The 19,214-nt window shown below is 73.4% G+C and carries 18 protein-coding genes; 11 read left to right on the top strand and 7 right to left on the bottom strand.

Annotated features, from left to right (window positions below; translation table 11 throughout):
- Positions 1-11: 11 nt before the first annotated feature.
- The 5 genes from Srubr_RS31155 to paaA are packed head-to-tail and all read right to left on the bottom strand — an operon-like array spanning position 12 to position 3,697.
- Entirely contained in the window at positions 12-1,076 is a 1,065-nt protein-coding gene (locus Srubr_RS31155) for a 2Fe-2S iron-sulfur cluster-binding protein (RefSeq protein WP_189995057.1), read from the bottom strand.
- Complete coding sequence (gene paaD, locus Srubr_RS31150; RefSeq protein WP_189995059.1) at positions 1,076-1,675, bottom strand: 1,2-phenylacetyl-CoA epoxidase subunit PaaD; 600 nt, start codon at positions 1,673-1,675, stop codon at positions 1,076-1,078. The genes Srubr_RS31155 and paaD overlap by 1 nt, the downstream gene beginning before the upstream one ends.
- A complete protein-coding gene (gene paaC / locus Srubr_RS31145) occupies positions 1,669-2,400 on the bottom strand; it encodes a 1,2-phenylacetyl-CoA epoxidase subunit PaaC (RefSeq protein WP_189995062.1) in 732 nt (243 codons plus the stop codon). Before paaC ends, paaD begins: the two co-directional genes overlap by 7 nt.
- Entirely contained in the window at positions 2,397-2,684 is a 288-nt protein-coding gene (gene paaB / locus Srubr_RS31140) for a 1,2-phenylacetyl-CoA epoxidase subunit PaaB (RefSeq protein WP_014673816.1), read from the bottom strand. Before paaB ends, paaC begins: the two co-directional genes overlap by 4 nt.
- Positions 2,681-3,697, bottom strand: coding sequence for a 1,2-phenylacetyl-CoA epoxidase subunit PaaA (gene paaA, locus Srubr_RS31135; RefSeq protein WP_189995064.1), 1,017 nt, complete (start codon positions 3,695-3,697; stop codon positions 2,681-2,683). The genes paaB and paaA overlap by 4 nt, the downstream gene beginning before the upstream one ends.
- A gap of 1,172 nt (positions 3,698-4,869) precedes the next feature.
- Between paaA and Srubr_RS31130 the strand changes: the two genes are divergently transcribed.
- Genes Srubr_RS31130 through Srubr_RS31120 form a run of 3 tightly spaced genes read left to right on the top strand, consistent with a single transcriptional unit; the run spans position 4,870 to position 7,555 of the window.
- Positions 4,870-5,595, top strand: coding sequence for a DUF5819 family protein (locus Srubr_RS31130; protein WP_308439900.1), 726 nt, complete (start codon positions 4,870-4,872; stop codon positions 5,593-5,595).
- Complete coding sequence (locus Srubr_RS31125; RefSeq protein ID WP_189995069.1) at positions 5,592-6,806, top strand: HTTM domain-containing protein; 1,215 nt, start codon at positions 5,592-5,594, stop codon at positions 6,804-6,806. The genes Srubr_RS31130 and Srubr_RS31125 overlap by 4 nt, the downstream gene beginning before the upstream one ends.
- On the top strand, positions 6,803-7,555 hold the full coding sequence (locus Srubr_RS31120) for a TrmH family RNA methyltransferase (RefSeq protein ID WP_189995071.1): 753 nt from the start codon (positions 6,803-6,805) through the stop codon (positions 7,553-7,555). The genes Srubr_RS31125 and Srubr_RS31120 overlap by 4 nt, the downstream gene beginning before the upstream one ends.
- Positions 7,556-7,562: 7 nt before the next feature.
- Here Srubr_RS31120 and paaN read toward each other — a convergent pair whose 3' ends face one another.
- Positions 7,563-9,257, bottom strand: a complete 1,695-nt coding sequence (gene paaN, locus Srubr_RS31115; RefSeq protein WP_189995073.1) for a phenylacetic acid degradation protein PaaN — start codon at positions 9,255-9,257, stop codon at positions 7,563-7,565.
- Between the two features lie 149 nt (positions 9,258-9,406).
- Between paaN and Srubr_RS31110 the strand changes: the two genes are divergently transcribed.
- Both Srubr_RS31110 and Srubr_RS31105 read left to right on the top strand, forming a co-directional pair.
- Positions 9,407-10,921: a 3-hydroxyacyl-CoA dehydrogenase gene (locus Srubr_RS31110; RefSeq protein WP_189995075.1), complete on the top strand. Its 1,515-nt coding sequence runs from the start codon at positions 9,407-9,409 to the stop codon at positions 10,919-10,921.
- Positions 10,918-11,505, top strand: a complete 588-nt coding sequence (locus tag Srubr_RS31105; protein WP_189995077.1) for a TetR/AcrR family transcriptional regulator — start codon at positions 10,918-10,920, stop codon at positions 11,503-11,505. The genes Srubr_RS31110 and Srubr_RS31105 overlap by 4 nt, the downstream gene beginning before the upstream one ends.
- 2 nt (positions 11,506-11,507) lie before the next feature.
- Here the strand turns inward: Srubr_RS31105 and Srubr_RS31100 are convergent, their stop codons facing one another.
- Positions 11,508-12,008, bottom strand: coding sequence for an Lrp/AsnC family transcriptional regulator (locus Srubr_RS31100; protein WP_189995080.1), 501 nt, complete (start codon positions 12,006-12,008; stop codon positions 11,508-11,510).
- 174 nt (positions 12,009-12,182) lie between these two features.
- Between Srubr_RS31100 and pdhA the strand changes: the two genes are divergently transcribed.
- The 6 genes from pdhA (at position 12,183) to Srubr_RS31070 (ending at position 19,202) form a co-directional block, all read left to right on the top strand.
- Positions 12,183-13,355 carry a pyruvate dehydrogenase (acetyl-transferring) E1 component subunit alpha gene (pdhA, locus tag Srubr_RS31095; protein WP_189995082.1) on the top strand — a complete coding sequence of 391 codons (1,173 nt, stop codon included), beginning with the start codon at positions 12,183-12,185 and terminating at the stop codon, positions 13,353-13,355.
- Positions 13,352-14,356, top strand: a complete 1,005-nt coding sequence (locus tag Srubr_RS31090) for an alpha-ketoacid dehydrogenase subunit beta (protein WP_189995084.1) — start codon at positions 13,352-13,354, stop codon at positions 14,354-14,356. The genes pdhA and Srubr_RS31090 overlap by 4 nt, the downstream gene beginning before the upstream one ends.
- Positions 14,356-15,711 carry a dihydrolipoamide acetyltransferase family protein gene (locus Srubr_RS31085; RefSeq protein ID WP_189995085.1) on the top strand — a complete coding sequence of 452 codons (1,356 nt, stop codon included), beginning with the start codon at positions 14,356-14,358 and terminating at the stop codon, positions 15,709-15,711. The genes Srubr_RS31090 and Srubr_RS31085 overlap by 1 nt, the downstream gene beginning before the upstream one ends.
- Positions 15,712-15,781: 70 nt before the next feature.
- A complete protein-coding gene (locus Srubr_RS31080; protein ID WP_189995087.1) occupies positions 15,782-16,693 on the top strand; it encodes an NTP transferase domain-containing protein in 912 nt (303 codons plus the stop codon).
- Positions 16,690-18,108, top strand: a complete 1,419-nt coding sequence (locus Srubr_RS31075; protein WP_189995089.1) for a molybdopterin molybdotransferase MoeA — start codon at positions 16,690-16,692, stop codon at positions 18,106-18,108. Before Srubr_RS31080 ends, Srubr_RS31075 begins: the two co-directional genes overlap by 4 nt.
- Positions 18,105-19,202, top strand: coding sequence for a potassium channel family protein (locus Srubr_RS31070; RefSeq protein WP_189995090.1), 1,098 nt, complete (start codon positions 18,105-18,107; stop codon positions 19,200-19,202). The genes Srubr_RS31075 and Srubr_RS31070 overlap by 4 nt, the downstream gene beginning before the upstream one ends.
- Positions 19,203-19,214 lie beyond the last annotated feature (12 nt).

The following is a 19,214-nucleotide window of genomic DNA, read 5'->3' as shown; positions in this document are numbered from 1 at the left end:
GAGCCGGCGGGTCAGCGGTCGAAGTCCAGCTCCACTCTTTCCGTCAGCGGATGCGACTGGCAGGCCAGCACATATCCGGCCTCCGTCTCCTCCGTCTCCAGCGCGAAGTTGCGGTCCATGCGCACCTCGCCCGCGACCAGGAAGGCCCGGCAGGTCCCGCACACCCCGCCCTTGCAGGCGTAGGGCGCGTCGGGCCGGTTGCGCAGCACCGTCTCCAGCAGCGACTCGCCCTCCCGCACCGGCCAGGTGCCGCCGCGCCCGTCCAGCCGCGCGGTGACGGTGCTGTGCGCGGGAGCCGACACCGTCGCCGCGGGGGCCGAGCCCGCGTCCACGTGGAAGATCTCCTGGTGGATCCGGTCACGTGCCACGCCCAGGTCGCGCAGCGCCCGCTCGGCGCCCGCCACCAGCCCGTACGGCCCGCACAGGAACCAGCCCGCCACCTCCTCCACCGGCAGCAGCGCGGGCAGCAGCCCCGCCAGCCGTGCCCGGTCGAGCCGGCCCGACGGCAGGCCCGCCTGCTGTTCCTCCCGGGAGAGCACGGTCACCAGCTGAAGCCGCTCGGGATAGCGGTCCTTCAGGTCGGCGACCTCCTCCAGGAACATCGTCGAGGCGGCCGTCCGGTCGCTGCGTATCAGACAGAACCGGGCCCTTGGTTCGCGGGCCAGCAGCGTGGCGACTATGGACAGCACCGGGGTGATGCCGCTTCCACCGGCCACCGCCGCGTACCACCCCGGTGCCGGATCAAGCGTGAAGCGGCCCGCCGGGGTCATCACGTCCAGCTCGTCCCCGACGTTGATCTCCTTCAGCGCGTACGTGGAGAAGGCCCCTCCCTCCACGAGCCGGACCCCCACCCGCAGGGTGGCCGGCCCCTCGCCCGCCGGATCGGGGGCGGGGGAGCAGATCGAGTAGGTGCGGCGGAGCTCCGTGCCGTCCACCCGGCGGCGCAGCGTGAGGTGCTGGCCGGGCGCGTGCCGGTACTGATCGCGCAGTTCCGGCGGGACGGACAGGGTGAGGGCGACGGAGTCGTCCGTGATTCGGTCGACCGCGGCCACCGGGAGCGGGTGGAAGCGCGCCATCACAACTCCTTGAAGTGGTCGAACGGTTCGCGGCAGCTCAGGCACCGGCGCAGTGCCTTGCACGCGGTCGAGGAGAACCGGCTCAGCAGCTCGGTGTCGGCCGAACCGCAGCGCGGGCAGCGGACCGGTTCGGTGCCGGTCTCCGGGGACGGGGCCGCGCTCGTGGCCGAGTTTGTAGTTGTATCCGTGGCCGTGCGGGCGTTCGTGGCCGTGGCCCGTGTGCGGGTCGGGCCCAGGGGCAGCGGGACCGGGCCGGTGGCCCGCCGGGTGCGGGGCGGTGCGATGCCGAACTCCCGGAGCTTCTCGCGCCCTTCGGGGGTGATGTCGTCGGTCGACCAGGCGGGGCTGAGCACCGTGCGGACGGTGACCTCGCGCATGCCGTGGGCGCGCAGTACCCGCTCTATGTCGACACTCATCGCCTCGATGGCGGGGCAGCCGGTGTAGGTGGGAGTGAGATCGACCTCCACCGCGTCCGTGCCGTGGACGTGCACCGCGCGGAGCACGCCCAGCTCCCGCAGCGTGAGCACGGGCAGCTCGGGGTCGGGCACCGCCCCGGCCAGCTCCAGCAGTTCCGCCTCCAGGGCGGTGCCGGTCACCATGTCGCCCCCGGGTGGCTGCGGTGCAGGTGCTGCATCTCGGCGAGCATCCGGCCGAACGGCTCGGTGTGCAGGCCCTGCCGGCCGGCCCCCGCCGACCAGGCACCGGTGCGCGACCCCTCGGGCAGGGCGAGGGTGGCACGGGTCAGCACGTCGGTGATGGACTCCAGCCACCGCTCCTCCAGCCGCGCCCAGTCGGCGGCCAGGCCCTCCACCGGCTGGAACATCTCCCCGGTGTACCGCCACAGCGCGGCGCATGCCCGGGTCATCCGCTCGTGGCTGGTCTCCGTGCCGTCGCCCAGCCGGAGCGTCCACTGCTCGGCGTGGTCGCGGTGGTAGGCGACCTCCTTCACCGCCTTCGCGGCCAGCGGCGCGAACGGGCCGTCGCCTGCGGCCAGGTCGGCGTAGAGCAGGTGCTGGTACGTGGAGAAGTACAGCTGGCGGGCGATGGTGTGCGCGAAGTCGCCGTTCGGCTGCTCGACCAGCTGGAGGTTGCGGAAGGCCCGTTCCTCGCGCAGGTAGGCCAGTTCGTCCTCGTCGCCGGCCAGCGACAGCAGCACCCGGGCCTGGCCGAGCAGGTCCAGGGCGATGTTGGCGAGGGCGACCTCCTCCTCCAGGACGGGGGCGTGCCCCGCCCATTCACCGAGGCGGTGGGAGAGCACCAGGGCGTCGTCGCCGAGGGCGAGCGCGGCGGTCACCGGGACGGTGGCGGGGCCGGTGGCGGTCACAGGTGTTTCACCCCTTCCGGGATCTCGTAGAAGGTCGGGTGCCGGTAGGGCTTGTCGGCGGCCGGCTCGAAGAAGGGGTCCTTCTCGTCCGGCGAGGAGGCGGTGATGGCGGCGGCCGGGACGACCCAGATGGAGACGCCCTCGCCGCGCCGGGTGTACAGATCGCGGGCGTTGCGCAGGGCGAGCTCGGCGTCGGGTGCGTGCAGGCTGCCGGCGTGGGTGTGGGACAGGCCGCGCCGGGAGCGTACGAAGACCTCCCACAGGGGCCAGTCGGTGGTGCTCATGCTCGCGTCGCTCCCGTCCCACCGGTGTCGCCGGTGTGCTTGGCCGCGTAGGCCGCGGCGGCTTCCCGTACCCACGCGCCCTCGTCATGGGCGCGCCTGCGCTGGGTGAGGCGCTGTTCGTTGCAGGGGCCGTTGCCCTTGAGAACCTCCCAGAATTCCGTCCAGTCGATCGGGCCGAAGTCGTAGTGCCCCCGCTCCTCGTTCCACCGCAGTTCCGGGTCGGGGAGGGTGAGGCCCAGGGACTCGGCCTGGGGGACGCAGATGTCCACGAAGCGCTGGCGCAACTCGTCGTTGGAGTGGCGCTTGATCTTCCACTCCATCGACTGCGCGGAGTGCTGGGACTCGTCGTCGGGCGGGCCGAACATCATCAGCGACGGCCACCACCAGCGGTCCACCGCGTCCTGGGCCATGGCGTGCTGCTCCGGTGTGCCCTTGCTGAGCGCCAGCAGCAGTTCGTAGCCCTGGCGCTGGTGGAAGGACTCCTCCTTGCAGATCCGGACCATCGCGCGGGCGTACGGGCCGTAGGAGCAGCGGCACAGGGGGACCTGGTTGGTGATCGCGGCGCCGTCCACCAGCCAACCGATCGCTCCCACGTCGGCCCAGGTCAGGGTCGGGTAGTTGAAGATCGAGGAGTACTTCTGGCGGCCGGCGTGCAGTTTGTCCAGCAACTCGTCACGGCTGGTGCCTAGCGTCTCGGCCGCGCTGTACAGGTACAGGCCGTGGCCGGCCTCGTCCTGGACCTTGGCCATCAGGATCGCCTTGCGGCGCAGGGAGGGCGCGCGGGTGATCCAGTTGGCCTCCGGCTGCATGCCGATGATCTCGGAGTGCGCGTGCTGGGCGATCTGCCGGACCAGGGTCGCGCGGTAGGCGTCCGGCATCCAGTCGCGCGGTTCGACGCGCTCGTCGGCGGCCACGGCCGCGTCGAAGGCGCGCTGGTAGGCCGTCGTGTCGGCGGTGTCAGGCGCGCCGTCCGCCCCGGTACGGGCCGTGCGCTGCGCGGCTGCTGTGGCCATGCGGTCCCCCTGACCTCGGCTTTGCGGTGAACACTGTCCTTCCCGCCCGGCCCGACCGATCGTTCGGTCCGTGCGCAATCCATGGTGTGCCGGGCCGCCGCGGGGTGTCAACCGCTGTGGAAAACTCCCGCCGCGACCTGTGGACAACGTGCGGTGAGGCGGTGTGCGGGCCGGTCCGAGCGGTGGCGGGAGACGTCGCGAGGGCTGGGAGAGAGGTGCGGGCGTGCCTCGGCGGGGGATGGCGGGAGCCAGAGCCGGCAGAGGGGCGTGCCTCGGCGGGGATGGCGGGAGCGAGGGCTGGGTGGGCAACAGCGGTGACGGCGGCAGGCCGTGCCCGGTCACCGCGTCGGGCCGAAGCGCCGGAGCAGTGTCCGCCGTGCTCGGTCACCGCGTCGGCCGAAGCGCCGGAGCAGTGTCCGCCGTGCTCGGTCACCGCGTCGGCCGAAGCGCCGGAGCCGTGTCCGCCGTGCTCGGTCACCGCGTCGGCCGAAGCGCCGGAGCCGTGTCCGCCGTGCTCGGTCACCGCGTCGGCCGAAGCGCCGGAGCAGTGTCCGCCGTGCCCGGTCACCGCGTCGGCCGAAGCGCCGGAGCCGTGTCCGTCCTGTTCCCGCGGGGCGCCCGTGGGGTGGGCCACGTCCCCGGTTCGTACCCGGGGCTGCGCCCGGTGCCCCCGGCTGAGTACCGTTCCGTGCGGGCGCCGAGAGGCGGCGCTCGTGCGGCATGCGGCGCCTGTGACGAACCCGGCGTCGACGGCCGCCCCCGCCCGGCCGACGCCGGGCGGACGAGACCGAGCGGAACGACCGGGCCGAACGACGATGAGCCGAAACGGGGGACGGGACCCAATGGACGCGTACGACGAGGACTCGCGGGAACCACAGGCTCCCGACGGGCCGGCCGGGACGCGTCTCCCGGAACAGCCACCACGACCGGCCCCGCCACCGGCCGCCACGCCCGAGCCCCGTCCCCCCGCGTCCACGCCCGAGCCCCGTACGCCCGCGTCCACGCCCGAGCCCCGTACGCCCGAGTCCGGCGCCCGCGCCGCCGGCACCGGTTCCCGCGCCGACGGGCCGACCGCCGCGCCCCGCGCTGATGTCACCTGGCCTGATGCCCGTGCCGGTCTCCCCGCGTCCGAGTCCCGCGTGGGCGTCGCCGGGACCGGCCCCCGTACCGCAGTGCCCGCGTCCGAGGCCCGCGCCGGTGTCGCCGCGGCCGAGGCCGACCCGCGTACCGGTAGGACCGTGCCCGGTCCCCGTACCGGCGTAGCCGCTCTTTCCCCTTGCTACCAGGTCGTCGCCGCGCTCGCCCTCGCCGTGGTCGCAGTGGGCGCCTGTGTGCATCTGCTGATGGTGTTCCTCACCCTCACGCCCTCCAACACCGTGACGAAGCGGCACGGCGAGGCGATAGAGGACTGGGTCTACCCCGAGTTCGAGCAGAACTGGAAGCTGTTCGCCCCGAACCCGCTCCAGCAGAACATCGCCGTACAGGTGCGCGCCGAGGTCCGGATGCCCGACGGCGGGCTGCTCACCACCGGATGGACCGACCTGTCCGCCCAGGACGGCGCCGCCATCGACGGCAATCCGGCGCCGAGCCACACCCAGCAGAACGAGCTGCGCCGGGCCTGGGACTTCTTCGCCGGCACGCACGGCGCCGACAATCGCGCCATCGGTATGCGCGGCTCGCTGTCCGAGCAGTACCTGCGCCGGATCGTGGTGATGCGCCTGTACCGGAGCGATCCGGCGAGCAGGGAAGGCGTGATCCAGCGCGTGCAGGTCCGTTCCAGGACCACCAATGTGCAGCCGCCGCCCTGGAGCCGTGAGCGCGTGTCCGACAAACCCGTCTACCGCCTGCTGCCCTGGTGGTCCGTGACGTCCGACGAGGCCGCGGGAGGCGTGCGGTGAACCGTCTGTCCCTGACGCTGTCGCGCGGTGTCGCCCAGGTCACCGGCGCGGCCCTCGGGCCGTACCAGAGCGCCGTGATCCGGATCGGGTTCGCCGGGACCTGGCTGCTGTTCCTGCTGCGCGAGTTCCCCCACCGCCAGGAGCTGTACGGTCCCTCCGGACCGTGGGGCTGGAACCTCGCCAAGCAGCTGACCGCCGACAACCACGCCTTCTCGGCGCTGCTGTGGTCCGACGGGCGGCTCTGGTTCGAGATCTGCTACGCGCTGGCCGTCCTCGCTTCCGCGGCCCTGGTGCTCGGCTGGCGTACCCGGACCGCGTCCGTGCTGTTCATGATGGGCGTGCTGTCGCTGCAGAACCGCAGTGTCTTCGTCGGCGACGGCGGTGACAACGTCCTGCACCTGATGTCGATCTACCTGGTGTTCACGCGCTGCGGACAGGTGTGGTCCCTGGATGCCCGCCGCGCGGCCCAGGCGGACGCGGCACGCGCGCGGGGCGAGCGGGTGCCCGCCGACCTGGTGGGGCCGGTGCTGTGGGCGGTGCTCGGCCTGGCGCTCGGTACGGCGACGCTGACCGGGCGGTTCGACAACAACGGCTGGCAGATGCCGGTGCTGCTGTGGACGGTGTGGGCGGGGCACGCTCTGCGGTGGGCCGTCGAACGGTGGTCGGCCCGGCATGACCCCCGGCTCCTGCTGGACGTCATCGCCAACGTCCTGCACAACGCCGCCCTGGTCGTGATCATGGCCGAGGCGTGCCTGATCTACGCCACGGCCGGCTGGTACAAGGTCCAGGGCTCGCGCTGGCAGGACGGCACCGCCGTCTACTACCCGCTCCACCTGGACTACTTCTCGCCCTGGCCCGCGCTGGCGGACCTGATGTCCTCCAGCGGCACGATCATGATGATCGTGGCCTACGGGACGGTCATGGCGCAGGTCGCCTTCCCGTTCACCCTGTTCAACCGGCGCGTGAAGAACGTCCTGCTGGTGGTGATGATGGCCGAGCACGCGGTGATCGCGGTCGTCCTCGGACTGCCGTTCTTCTCGCTGGCGATGATCGCCGCCGACGCGGTGTTCCTGCCGACGTCCTTCCTGTGCCGGATCGGCGGCCTGGCGGCACGCGCGCGGGGGCGGCTCGTCCGGGGTGCCGGCCGCGCGGTCCCCGCACCGCGTCCCACGGAAGAGAGCACGGCCGACCACGTAGGGTTCACCGCATGACCGACCCGCTGAGCCGCTGGCGCGCGCACGCTCAGGGCGCCGTCCTGCTCGACGGTTTCCACGCCCTCAAGCACGCGCTGCGCTTCGGCGCCGAGGTGCCGGTCGCGGTCACCACCGACCGGCGGGCCGCGCTCGCCCTCGCCGAGGAGCTGGCCGGGGACGTCCGCGACACCCTGGACGGCCTGCTGACGGAGGTGTCCGGGCCGGAGTACGCCGGCCTCGTCCCGCGCCCGCATCCGACCGGTGTGGCGGCCCTGGCCGTACGGCCGTCCCGCGCGGCGCAGCTGCGCGCGCTCGCCCGTACGCCCCGCACCGCCCCCGTCGTGGTCCTGGACAACCCGCGCAACCTGGGCAACGCCGGTGCCGTGATCCGGCTCGCCGCCGGGTTCGGGGCGACCGGGGTGGTCACCACGGGCACGCTCGACCCCTGGCACCCCACTGTGGTGCGCGGCGGCGCGGGTCTGCACTTCGCGACCGCCGTGGAGCGGCTGGACCTCGACGACCTGCCCGCCGGGCCGCTGTTCGCGCTCGACCCGGAGGGCGAGGACATCCGTGGCACCCGGCTGCCGGACGACGCCGTCCTGGTCTTCGGCTCGGAACGCACCGGCCTGTCGGCTCCGCTGCGCGCCCGCGCCGACCACCTGCTGCGCCTGCCGATGCGCCCCCAGGTCTCCAGCTACAACCTCGCCACCAGCGTGGCGATGACGCTGTACCACTGGAGCGCGACCGGGGGCGTGCCACTGGTTTAGGCCGGGCTCAGGCCTCCCGCCGCACCTCCACCATCCGGAAGCGGCCGGCCACGAAGGCGCTGTCGGTCAGGGCCGCGTTGGCCGCCGGGTTGCCGCCGGAGCCGTGGAAGTCGGAGAAGGCGGCCGTCTGGTTGACGTAGACCCCGCCGGTCAGGTTCAGCGAGAGCTGGGCCGCCTCCTCCAGGCAGGCCTCCTCGACGGCCTGCTCGGTCACGGCGTCCGTGGTGTACGCGCCGACCGTCATCGCGCCCTTCTCCCGGACGGTGCGGCGCAGCAGCTCCACGGCGTCGGCCGCCGAGTCGACGGCTACCGCGAAGGAGACCGGGCCGAAGCACTCGCTCATGTACGCGGCCTCGTCGTCCGGCTTGGCGCCGTCCAGCTTGACGATGACGGGGGTGCGCACCACCGCGTCCGGGAACTCAGGGTTGGTGATCTCGCGGGAGGCGAGGGCGACTTCGCCGAGACCGGCCGCTGCCTCCAGGCGGGCCTTGACGTCCGGGTTGACGATCGCGCCCAGCAGCGCGTTCGCCCGGGCGTCGTCACCGAGCAGGCCGTCGACCGCGCGCGCGAGGTCGGCGGTGACCTCGTCGAAGGACTTGTGGCCCTGGTCGGTGGCGATGCCGTCGCGGGGGATGATCAGGTTCTGCGGGGTGGTGCACATCTGGCCGCTGTACAGGGACAGCGAGAACGCCAGGTTGGACAGCATGCCCTGGTAGTCGTCCGTGGAGTGCACGATCACCGTGTTGACGCCGGCCTTCTCCGTGTAGACCTGCGCCTGGTGGGCGTTGGTCTCCAGCCAGTCGCCGAACGCCGTCGACCCCGTGTAGTCGATGATCTTGATTTCGGGGCGCAGCGCGAGGGTCTTGGCAATGCCCTCGCCGGGTCGCTCGGCGGCCAGGGCGACCAGGTTCGGGTCGAAGCCGGCCTCGGCGAGCACGTCCCGGGCGATCCGGACGGTCAGCGCGAGCGGCAGCACCGCGCGCGGGTGCGGCTTGACCAGGACCGCGTTGCCGGTGGCCAGGGAGGCGAACAGGCCGGGGAAGCCGTTCCAGGTCGGGAAGGTGTTGCAGCCGATGACCAGGCCGATGCCGCGCGGGACCGCGGTGAACCGCTTGGTGAGGACCAGCGGGTCGCGCTTGCCCTGCGGCTTGGTCCACTCCGCCTGCTCCGGGGTGCGGATCTGCTCCGCGTACGCGTACGCCACCGCCTCCAGGCCGCGGTCCTGGGCGTGCGGACCGCCCGCCTGGAACGCCATCATGAACGCCTGGCCGGAGGTGTGCATGACCGCGTGCGCGAACTGGTGCGTGCGGTCGCTGATCCGCTTCAGGATCTCCAGGCAGACCACGGCCCGCAGCTCGGGGCCCGCGTCCCGCCAGGCGCGCTGCCCGGCCCGCATGGCGGGCAGCAGCACGTCGATGTCCGGATGCGGGTAGGTCACGCCCAGCTCGATGCCGTACGGGGAGACCTCCCCGCCCACCCAGTCGTCGGTGCCCGGCTGGTCGGTGAGGTCGAGGCGGTTGCCCAGCAGGGCGTCGAAGGCGGCCTTGCCCGCCGCCGCGTCCAGGCTGCCGTCCTCGCCGTACGCCTTCGGGTGCTCGGGGTGCGGGGACCAGTACGCGCGCGTGCGGATCGCTTCCAGCGCCTGGTCGAGCGTGGGCCGGTGCTTCCGGAGCAGCTCGTGGGCGGTCGGTTCGGCGGCCATGCGGGACCAACTCCTCGTCTGGAGAGCCTCTTCGTCGAGTCCGTGACCTGGGCAGGGACTGCCCGTCAGAGCTAGAGTAACCGAACGATCGGTCGGGACAAGGGGGTCCGCCGCATCTGTGGAAAACGTCGTGCGGGAGGATCGCGCACATGACAGCACTCGACCTCAGCAGCCCCGTGGCCGTCGTCGGCACCGGCACCATGGGCCAGGGCATCGCCCAGGTCGCGCTGGTCGCCGGCCATCCCGTACGGCTCTACGACGCCGTACCCGGGCGGGCCCGGGACGCGGCCGAAGCGATCGGCGCCCGGCTCGACCGGCTCGTGGAGAAGGGCCGGCTCTCCGCCGGCGCCCGGGACGCGGCCCGCGCCCGCGTCACGCCCGCGGACGGCCTCGCGGAGCTGGCCGACTGCGCCCTGGTGGTGGAGGCCGTCCTGGAACGGCTGGACGTCAAGCAGCGGCTCTTCGGCGAGCTGGAGGAGATCGTCGCCGAGGACTGCCTGCTGGCCACCAACACCTCCTCGCTGTCGGTGACGGCCATCGGCGGCGCCCTGCGCCACCCGGGCCGCTTCGTCGGCCTGCACTTCTTCAACCCGGCGCCGCTGCTGCCGCTGGTGGAGGTGGTCTCCGGGTTCGCCACCGACTTCACGTCGGCCACGCGCGCGTACGAGACCGCCCGCGCCTGGGGCAAGACCCCCGTGGCCTGCGCCGACACCCCCGGCTTCATCGTCAACCGCATCGCCCGGCCCTTCTACGCCGAGGCGTTCGCCGTCTACGAGGCCCAGGCCGCCGACCCCGCGACCATCGACGCGGTCCTGCGCGAGTCGGGCGGTTTCAAGATGGGCGCCTTCGAACTGACCGACCTGATCGGCCAGGACGTCAACGAGTCCGTCACCCACTCGGTGTGGCAGTCCTTCTTCCAGGACGTGCGCTTCACTCCTTCCCTGGCCCAGCGCCGGCTGGTGGAGTCCGGCCGGCTCGGCCGCAAGAGCGGGCGCGGCTGGTACGACTACACCGAGGGCGCGGAGCGGCCCGAGCCGCACACCGCCGACAAGGAGCGCCCGCCCGCCCACGTCGTCGCCGAGGGCGGCCTGGGCCCGGCGGCCGAGCTGCTCACGCTGATCCGCGAGGCGGGCATCGAGGTCCGCGAGGAGGACGAGAACGAGGGCACCCGCCTGGTGCTGCCCGGCGGCGGCGACCTGGTCCTGGCCGACGGCCAGACCTCCGCCGAGTTCCGGGACGTCGTCTACTTCGACCTCGCCCTGGACTACCGCGCGGCCACCCGCGTCGCCCTGTCCGCGTCCCCGGACACCTCGCCGCGGACCCTTGCCGAGGCCACCGGGCTGTTCCAGGCGCTCGGCAAGGACGTCAGCGTCATCGGCGACGTCCCCGGCATGATCGTCGCGCGCACCGTCGCCCGGATCATCGACCTCGCCCACGACGCCGTCGCCAAGGGCGTGGCCACCGAGGAGGACATCGACACCGCGATGCGCCTGGGCGTCAACTACCCGCTCGGGCCCTTCGAGTGGGGCCGCAGGCTCGGCCGCGACTTCGCCTTCGACATCCTGGACGAGATGCACGAGCGCGACCCTTCCGGACGCTACGCGCCCTCCCTCGCGCTCTACCGTCACGCCTATGCCAACGACCGGCGGGAGAGCACCTCATGACCACGGGCAGACGCGACACCTACACCCCCGAAACGCTGCTCTCCGTCGCCGTGCGGGTCTTCAACGAGCGCGGCTACGACGGCACCTCCATGGAGCACCTGTCCAAGGCGGCCGGCATCTCCAAGTCGTCGATCTACCACCACGTCAGCGGCAAGGAGGAGCTGCTGCGCCGGGCCGTCAGCCGCGCCCTGGACGGGCTGTTCGCCATCCTGGACGAGGAGCACGCGCGCGTGGGGCGCGCCGCCGACCGGCTGGAGCACGTCGTGCGCCGCATGGTCGAGGTGCTCACCGCCGAACTGCCCTATGTGACGCTGCTGCTGCGCGTGCGCGGCAACACCGAGACCGAGCGGTGGGCGCTGGAGCGGCGCCGCGACTTCGACCACCGGGTGGCCGAGCTGATGAAGGCCGCGGCGGCCGACGGGGACATACGCGGCGACGTGGAGGTGCGGCTGGCCACCCGGCTGGTCTTCGGGATGATCAACTCCATCGTGGAGTGGTACCGGCCGGAGGCGCGCGGCGCGAACGGCCCGGAGATGGCCGACGCCGTCGTCCGGCTGGTCTTCTCGGGACTGCGCCGGGGCTGACCTCAGCCCTCCGGCTCCAGGTCCTCCTCCTCGAACACCAGCAGCGTGCGGGTGCTGAGCACCTCGGGGATCGCCTGGAGCCGCGTCAGCACCAGCTCGCGCAGCGCCCGGTTGTCGGGCGTGTGCACCAGCAGCAGCACGTCGAAGTCGCCGCCCACCAGGGCGATGTGGGAGGCGCCGGGTAGCTGCCGGAGCTGTTCGCGGACCGTGCGCCAGGTGTTCTGCACGATCTTCAATGTGATGTACGCGGACGTGCTGTGGCCTGCCCGTTCGTGATCCACGCGGGCGCTGAAACCCCGGATCACCCCGTCCTCGACGAGCCGGTTGATCCGCGCGTAGGCATTGGCGCGCGAGACGTGTACGCGTTCGGCGACGGACCGTATCGAGGCGCGGCCGTCGCCCTGGAGGATCCTCAGGATGTCCTGGTCGATGGCGTCCAGCGGGCGCGGGGGCGGCGGCGCGCCGCCACCCTGCGGTCCGTAGGCCATTTGTTCAGGCGCCATGTCCCCCCGCTTCCTCGCCGTGGACGTCCTGCGCTCATTCCAGGCTGTGGAAAACCGTTTGTCCACAGCCCTGGGCCGCCTGTAGCCAAAATGCGCCGTCAACCGAACAATCGGTAGGTGAGACGGGTCACAGCCGCCCCGTCTCCTCAGCCACTCCCACGAGGAGGTGCCGTCATGACGGTTCTGGAGCAGCGGGGCGCGTACCGGCCGTCGCCGCCGCCCGCCTGGCAGCCCCGTACGGACCCCGCGCCGCTGCTGCCCGACGCCGAGCCCTACCGCGTCCTCGGCACCGAGTCGGCCGCCAAGGCCGATCCCGGCCTGCTGCTGCGGCTCTACGCCCAGCTGGTGCGCGGACGCCGCTACAACGCGCAGGCCACCGCGCTGACCAAGCAGGGCCGGCTCGCCGTCTACCCGTCCAGCACCGGCCAGGAGGCCTGCCAGATCGGCGCCGCCCTGGCCCTCGAGGAACGCGACTGGCTCTTCCCCAGCTACCGAGACACGCTCGCCGTCGTCGCCCGGGGCGTGGACCCGGTCCAGGCGCTCACCCTGCTGCGCGGCGACTGGCACAACGGCTACGACCCCTACGCCCACCGGGTGGCCCCCCTCAGCACCCCGCTGGCCACCCAGCTGCCGCACGCCGTCGGCCTCGCCCACGCCGCTCGCCTCAAGGGCGACGACGTGGTGGCGCTGGCCATGGTCGGCGACGGCGGTACCAGCGAGGGCGACTTCCACGAGGCGCTGAACTTCGCCGCCGTGTGGCAGGCCCCGGTCGTCTTCCTGGTCCAGAACAACGGCTTCGCCATCTCCGTCCCGCTCGCCAAGCAGACCGCCGCTCCCTCCCTGGCCCACAAGGCCGTCGGGTACGGCATGCCGGGCCGGCTGGTCGACGGCAACGACGCCGCCGCCGTGCACGAAGTCCTCGCCGAGGCCGTACGGCACGCGCGCGCGGGCGGCGGCCCGACCCTGGTGGAAGCGGTGACGTACCGCCTGGACGCCCACACCAACGCCGACGACGCCACCCGCTACCGACAGGACGCCGAGGTCGCGGCCTGGCGCGCGCACGACCCGGTCGAACTGCTGGAACGCGAACTGACCGCCCGCGGACTGCTGGACGAGGCCGGCATCGAGGCCGCCCGGCAGGACGCCGAGACCATGGCCGCCGCCTTGCGCGAACACATGAACCGGGACCCCGAACCCGACCCCATGGACCTCTTCGACCACGTCTACGCGGACACCACCGCCCAGCTGCGCGAACAGCGTGCCCTGTTGCGGGCCGAGCTGGAGGCCGAGCAGGAGCAGTCCGGCGCCGGCGAGCGGCCCGGGGCGCGGGAAGGCGGCACCCGATGACCACCGTCGCCGTCAAGCCCGCCACCCTGGCCCAGGCGCTCAACCGCGCCATGCGCGACGCCATGGCCGCCGATCCCGCCGTGCACGTCCTGGGCGAGGACGTCGGCACCCTCGGCGGGGTCTTCCGCGTCACCGACGGGCTCGCCAAGGAGTTCGGCGAGGACCGCTGCACCGACACCCCGCTCGCCGAGGCCGGCATCCTCGGCACCGCCGTCGGCATGGCCATGTACGGCCTGCGCCCGGTCGTGGAGATGCAGTTCGACGCCTTCGCCTACCCGGCGTTCGAGCAACTGGTCAGCCATGTCGCCCGGATGCGCAACCGCACGCGCGGCCGGATGCCCCTGCCGATCACCGTCCGCGTCCCCTACGGCGGCGGCATCGGCGGCGTCGAGCACCACAGCGACTCGTCCGAGGTTTACTACATGGCCACCCCGGGCCTGCACGTCGTCACCCCGGCCACCGTCGCCGACGCCTACGGACTGCTGCGCCGGGCCATCGCCTCCGACGACCCGGTGGTCTTCCTCGAACCCAAGCGGCTGTACTGGTCGAAGGACACCTGGGACCCCGAGCGGCCCACGGACGTGGCGCCCATCGGACGCGCGGTGGTGCGCCGCCCCGGCAGCGGCGCCACACTGATCACCTACGGCCCCTCCCTGCCGGTCTGCCTGGAGGCGGCCGAGGCCGCGCAGGCCGAGGGCTGGGACCTGGAGGTGATCGACCTGCGCTCCCTGGTGCCCTTCGACGACGAGACGGTCTGCGCGGCCGTCCGGCGCACCGGCCGCGCGGTCGTCGTCCACGAGTCCACCGGATTCGGCGGCCCGGGCGGCGAGATCGCGGCCCGGATCACCGAGCGCTGCTTCCACCACCTGGAGGCACCGGTGCTGCGCGTGGCCGGCTTCGACATCCCCTACCCGCCGCCCATGCTGGAGCGGCACCACCTGCCCGGCGTCGACCGCATCCTGGACGCCGTGGCCCGGCTGCAGTGGGAGGCCGAGGGCTGATGGCTCAGGTGCTGGAGTTCAAGCTGCCCGACCTCGGCGAGGGGCTCACCGAGGCGGAGATCGTCCGCTGGCTGGTCCAGGTCGGCGACGTGGTCGCCGTCGACCAGCCGGTGGTCGAGGTGGAGACGGCCAAGGCGATGGTCGAGGTGCCCTGCCCCTACGGCGGCGTGGTCACCGCCCGCTTCGGCGAGGAGGGCACCGAACTGCCCGTCGGCGCACCACTTCTGACGGTCGCCGTCGGCGCACCGGAGGACGGCCCCGAGGGCTCGGGCAACGTCCTGGTGGGCTACGGCACCCAGGCACCGGCGGCCCGTCGGCGCCGGGTCCGGGCGGGCACGGCCGCCGCCGACGGACAGGCCCGGAAGCAGGGAACCGCCGAACACGCCCCGCACGTGCGCGTGGCCGCGCCGACCCCGGCGGCCGCCCCCGCACCCGTCGGGGGGCCGGTCCCCGTGATCTCCCCGCTCGTGCGCAAGCTCGCCCGGGACAACGACGTCGACCTCAGGCAGCTGACCGGTTCCGGCCCGGACGGCCTCATCCTGCGCGCGGACGTCGAGAACGCCCTGCGCACCCGGACCGCGCGCGCGGGTACGGCCGCAGGCCCCGCCGTACCGACTCCCGCCGGTACGGCGGGCGAGCAAGCCGCGGCGGCACCCCGCGCCGAGGACGGGGAACGCATCCCCCTCAAGGGTGTCCGCGGCGCCGTCGCCGACAAGCTCTCCCGCAGCCGCCGGGAGATCCCGGACGCCACCTGCTGGGTCGACGCCGACGCGACCGAACTCATGCGTGCCCGGACCGCGATGAACGCCACCCCGGGCGCGAAGATCTCCCTCCTCGCGCTGCTCGCCCGGATCTGCACCGCCGCGCTGGCCCGGTTCCCCGAGCTGAACTCCACCGTCGACACCGAGGCCCGCGAGATCGTCCGGCTCGACCGCGTCCACCTCGGGTTCGCCGCCCAGACCGACCGGGGGCTGGTCGTGCCGGTCGTCCGGGACGCCCACACGCGCGACGCCGAGTCCCTGACCGCCGAGTTCGCCCGGCTCACCGAGGCCGCCCGCACCGGGACGCTGACCCCCGGGGAGCTCACCGGCGGCACCTTCACGCTGAACAACTACGGGGTCTTCGGCGTCGACGGCTCCACGCCGATCGTCAACCACCCCGAGGCGGCCATGCTCGGCGTCGGCCGCATCGTGCCCAAGCCGTGGGTGCACGAGGGGGAGCTGGCAGTCCGGCAGGTCGTGCAGCTCTCGCTCACATTCGACCACCGGGTGTGCGACGGCGGCACGGCGGGCGGCTTCCTGCGCTACGTGGCGGACTGCGTGGAACAGCCGGCGGTGCTGCTGCGCACCTTGTGAGAGAGGGGCGTGCGCGTCCTGTGACCCACACCCGGTCCGGAAGCAGGGGCCAGCGGGACATACTCGTGGGGTGACCGATGCCGCACCCGCCGCCCCCGGGACCGCCGCCCCGTACGACGCCGTCGTACTGGCCGGCGGTGCCGCCAGGCGGCTCGGCGGGGCCGACAAACCAGGTGTGCGGGTCGGCGGCCGGGCGCTGCTCGACCGGGTGCTCGCGGCCTGCGCGGACGCCCGGACGACCGTCGTCGTGGCCGCGCCCCGGCCCACCGCCCGCCCGGTGCGCTGGGCCCGCGAGGAGCCGCCCGGCGGCGGGCCGCTCGCCGCGCTGGCGGCCGGACTGCGGCACACCACCGCCGGGCACACCGTCGTCCTCTCCGCCGACCTGCCCTTCCTCCGGCCCGGTACGCTCCGGCGGCTGCTGTCCGCCCTGCGGGACACCGGTGCCGACGGTGCGCTGCTCACCGACGCGGACGGCCGCGACCAGCCGCTCGTGGCCGCCTACCGCTCCGCCGCCCTGCGCCGCGAGCTGGCCGCTCTCGCCGCCGACGGTCCCCTCACCGGGCTCCCCCTGCGCCGGCTGACCGGAACCCTCCGCCTCACCCGTGTCCCGGACCCGCTCGCGTCGTTCGACTGCGACACCTGGGACGACATCGCCGACGCCAGGGCACGCATCAGGGAGCATGGGCACGTGTTGGATGAATGGATCTCCGCAGTCAAGGACGAGTTGGGCATCGACCTGGACGTCGACACCGGCGTCCTGCTCGACCTGGCCCGTGACGCCGCCCACGGCGTGGCCCGTCCCGCCGCCCCGCTGACCACCTTCCTCGTCGGCTACGCGGCGGCCCGGGGCGCGGGCGGCCCCGAGGCCGTCGCCGAGGCCGCCCGCAAGGCCGCCGCGCTGGCCCTGCGCTGGCAAGAGGAGGACGACGCGGCCGGGAAGAGCGCGAGCGGCGGGGGCCCGAGCGCCCCGGACGCCGGATGACCGCCTCCGGCACCCCGGCCGGGGCGCCCGCCGCCGACACCGACGACCTCGACGTCGAGGAGGCCCTGGCGCTGGTGCGGGAACCCCACCGGGAGCCCCAGGACGACGGCGCCGCCCGATCGCCCGGTGGTCCGGCCGCCCGGCAGCCCGGTGAGCGGCCCGCCGGGCACCACTCGGCCATCCCTTGGCCCCACGCCCGCGAGATCGCCGCCCGCGCAGCCCGGTCCGTGCGCGCCCACGGCCGGCAGAGCACGGCGGACAGCCCCGCCGGGGACCGGCGCGCCCCCGTCTCCGTGCCCCTCGGCGACGCCCTCGGACTGGTGCTGGCCGCCCCCCTGGACGCGCTCACCGACCTGCCCTCCTTCGACACCTCCGCGATGGACGGCTGGGCGGTCGCCGGGCCCGGGCCCTGGCAGGTACGGGAGGAAGGAGTGCTCGCCGGGCACGCCCAGCCCGAGCCGCTCACCGACGGCACGGCGGTCCGCATCGCCACCGGCGCCCGCGTTCCCGCCGACACCACCGCCGTGCTGCGCACCGAGCACGGCCGGACCGACGCCCAGGGCCGGCTGCACCCCACCCGCGAGATGTTCCACGGCCAGGACATCCGGCCCCGGGGCCAGGAGTGCCGTACCGGCGACCAGTTGCTGCCCGTCGGCACCCTCGTCACCCCCGCCGTCCTCGGCCTCGCCGCGGCGGCCGGCTACGACTCGGTCACCGTCGTTCCCCGCCCCAGCGCCGAAGTCCTGATCCTCGGCGACGAGTTGCTGACGGAGGGCCTGCCGCACGACGGGCTGATCAGGGACGCGCTCGGTCCCATGCTGCCGCCCTGGCTGCGCGCGCTCGGCGCCGACGTCGTGGCCGTGCGCCGGATCGGCGACGACGCCCGGGCGCTGCGCAAGGCGGTCACCGCCTCCCGGGCCGACCTCGTCATCACCACGGGCGGCACCGCCGCCGGACCCGTCGACCACGTCCACCCGGTTCTGGAGCGCCTCGGCGCCGAACTCCTCGTGGACGGCGTCAAGGTGCGGCCGGGCCACCCCATGCTGCTGGCCCGCACCAAGGAGCACCAGCACCTCGTCGGCCTGCCCGGCAACCCCCTCGCGGCCGTCTCCGGCCTGCTCACGCTCGCCGAACCGCTGCTGCGGACCCTCGCCGCCCGCCCCGCCCCCGAGCCGTACACCCTGCCCCTGAAGGAGGCGGTACAGGGGCACCCGTACGACACCCGTCTCATCCCCGTGGTGCTGCGCGGCGACCACGCCGTGCCGCTGCACTACAACGGCCCGGCGATGCTGCGCGGCATCGCCGCCGCCGACGCGCTGGCCGTCGTACCGCCGGGCGGGGCCCGGCAGGGCGAGGAGGCGGAGCTGCTGGACCTGCCATGGGCGACCGCCGGAATCGGGGTGTGTTTCACGTGAAACTTCCGGGCCATGACGCCATCGCCCGCCAAGCGGACGAGCATCTCGTGACCCATCGGGTGAAACTCCCGAGAAAAGTGGTGGAGCGCCCGATCCGCCAGGTTGTCAGGCGACTGCTCATGGCGTTGGCGGTGCTGGTGGCCACCGCGTTCATCGTCTACGCCGACCACGAGGGCTACAACGACAACGCCGACGGCTCCGTGGACCTGCTCGACGCGTTCTACTACGCGACCGTGACCCTCTCCACCACGGGATACGGCGACATCACGCCGGTCAGCGACGGCGCCCGGCTCACCAACATCTTCCTCATCACGCCCCTGCGCGTGCTGTTCCTGATCATCCTGGTCGGCACCACGCTGGAAGTCCTCACCGAACGCACCCGTGAGGAATGGCGCCTGAACCGCTGGAGGTCCGTCTTGCGCGATCACACCGTTGTCGTCGGCTTCGGCACGAAGGGGCGGTCGGCCATCCAGACCGTCTGCGCGACCGGGCTGAAGAAGGAGCAGGTCGTCGTGGTCGACCCCAGCTCCAAGGCGATCGACGCGGCGACCGCCGAGGGGTTCGCCGGGGTGATAGGCGACGCCACCCGCAGTGATGTGCTCAAGCGGGCCGAGGTGCACAAGGCGAGGCAGATCATCGTCGCCCCACAGCGCGACGACACCGCGGTCCTCGTCACCCTGACCGCCCGCCAGCTCAACCGCGGCGCCAAGATCGTGGCCGCCGTCCGCGAGGAGGAGAACGCCCCGCTGCTGCGGCAGTCCGGCGCCGATGCCGTCATCACCAGCTCCGGCGCGGCCGGCCGGCTGCTCGGCCTGTCCGTGCTGAGCCCGGCCGCCGGCATGGTGATGGAGGACCTCATCCAGCAGGGCAGCGGCCTGGACCTCATCGAACGGCCGGTGGTGCGCGGCGAGGTGGGCAAGACGCCCCGCGAGACGGACGACCTGGTGGTGAGCGTCGTACGCGGGCACCGGGTGCTGGGCTACGACGACCCGTCCGTCGGCACCCTTGAGCTGACCGACCGGCTGATCACCATCGTCCGGGCCACCCCGGGCAACCAGGTCACTCCGGACACCCGCCCCCTGCCACACGGCTGACCGGGCCGGCGG

Source organism: Streptomyces rubradiris (genome assembly GCF_016860525.1).
GTDB lineage: Bacteria > Actinomycetota > Actinomycetes > Streptomycetales > Streptomycetaceae > Streptomyces > Streptomyces rubradiris.
The sequence above is the reverse complement of the archived record's forward strand: the minus strand, read 5'-3'. Positions and strand labels throughout refer to the sequence as shown.

Bases quoted from the DNA above. Each gene is read 5' to 3' on its own strand.
- Srubr_RS31085 (WP_189995085.1), top strand. From the start codon at position 14,356: ATGGCTCAGGTGCTGGAGTTCAAGCTGCCCGACCTCGGCGAGGGGCTC.
- Srubr_RS31155 (WP_189995057.1), bottom strand. From the start codon at position 1,076: ATGGCGCGCTTCCACCCGCTCCCGGTGGCCGCGGTCGACCGAATCACG.
- Srubr_RS31100 (WP_189995080.1), bottom strand. From the start codon at position 12,008: ATGGCGCCTGAACAAATGGCCTACGGACCGCAGGGTGGCGGCGCGCCG.
- paaD (WP_189995059.1), bottom strand. From the start codon at position 1,675: ATGGTGACCGGCACCGCCCTGGAGGCGGAACTGCTGGAGCTGGCCGGG.
- Srubr_RS31105 (WP_189995077.1), top strand. From the start codon at position 10,918: ATGACCACGGGCAGACGCGACACCTACACCCCCGAAACGCTGCTCTCC.
- pdhA (WP_189995082.1), top strand. From the start codon at position 12,183: ATGACGGTTCTGGAGCAGCGGGGCGCGTACCGGCCGTCGCCGCCGCCC.
- paaN (WP_189995073.1), bottom strand. From the start codon at position 9,257: ATGGCCGCCGAACCGACCGCCCACGAGCTGCTCCGGAAGCACCGGCCC.
- Srubr_RS31110 (WP_189995075.1), top strand. From the start codon at position 9,407: ATGACAGCACTCGACCTCAGCAGCCCCGTGGCCGTCGTCGGCACCGGC.
- paaA (WP_189995064.1), bottom strand. From the start codon at position 3,697: ATGGCCACAGCAGCCGCGCAGCGCACGGCCCGTACCGGGGCGGACGGC.
- Srubr_RS31120 (WP_189995071.1), top strand. From the start codon at position 6,803: ATGACCGACCCGCTGAGCCGCTGGCGCGCGCACGCTCAGGGCGCCGTC.
- paaB (WP_014673816.1), bottom strand. From the start codon at position 2,684: ATGAGCACCACCGACTGGCCCCTGTGGGAGGTCTTCGTACGCTCCCGG.
- Srubr_RS31075 (WP_189995089.1), top strand. From the start codon at position 16,690: ATGACCGCCTCCGGCACCCCGGCCGGGGCGCCCGCCGCCGACACCGAC.
- Srubr_RS31090 (WP_189995084.1), top strand. From the start codon at position 13,352: ATGACCACCGTCGCCGTCAAGCCCGCCACCCTGGCCCAGGCGCTCAAC.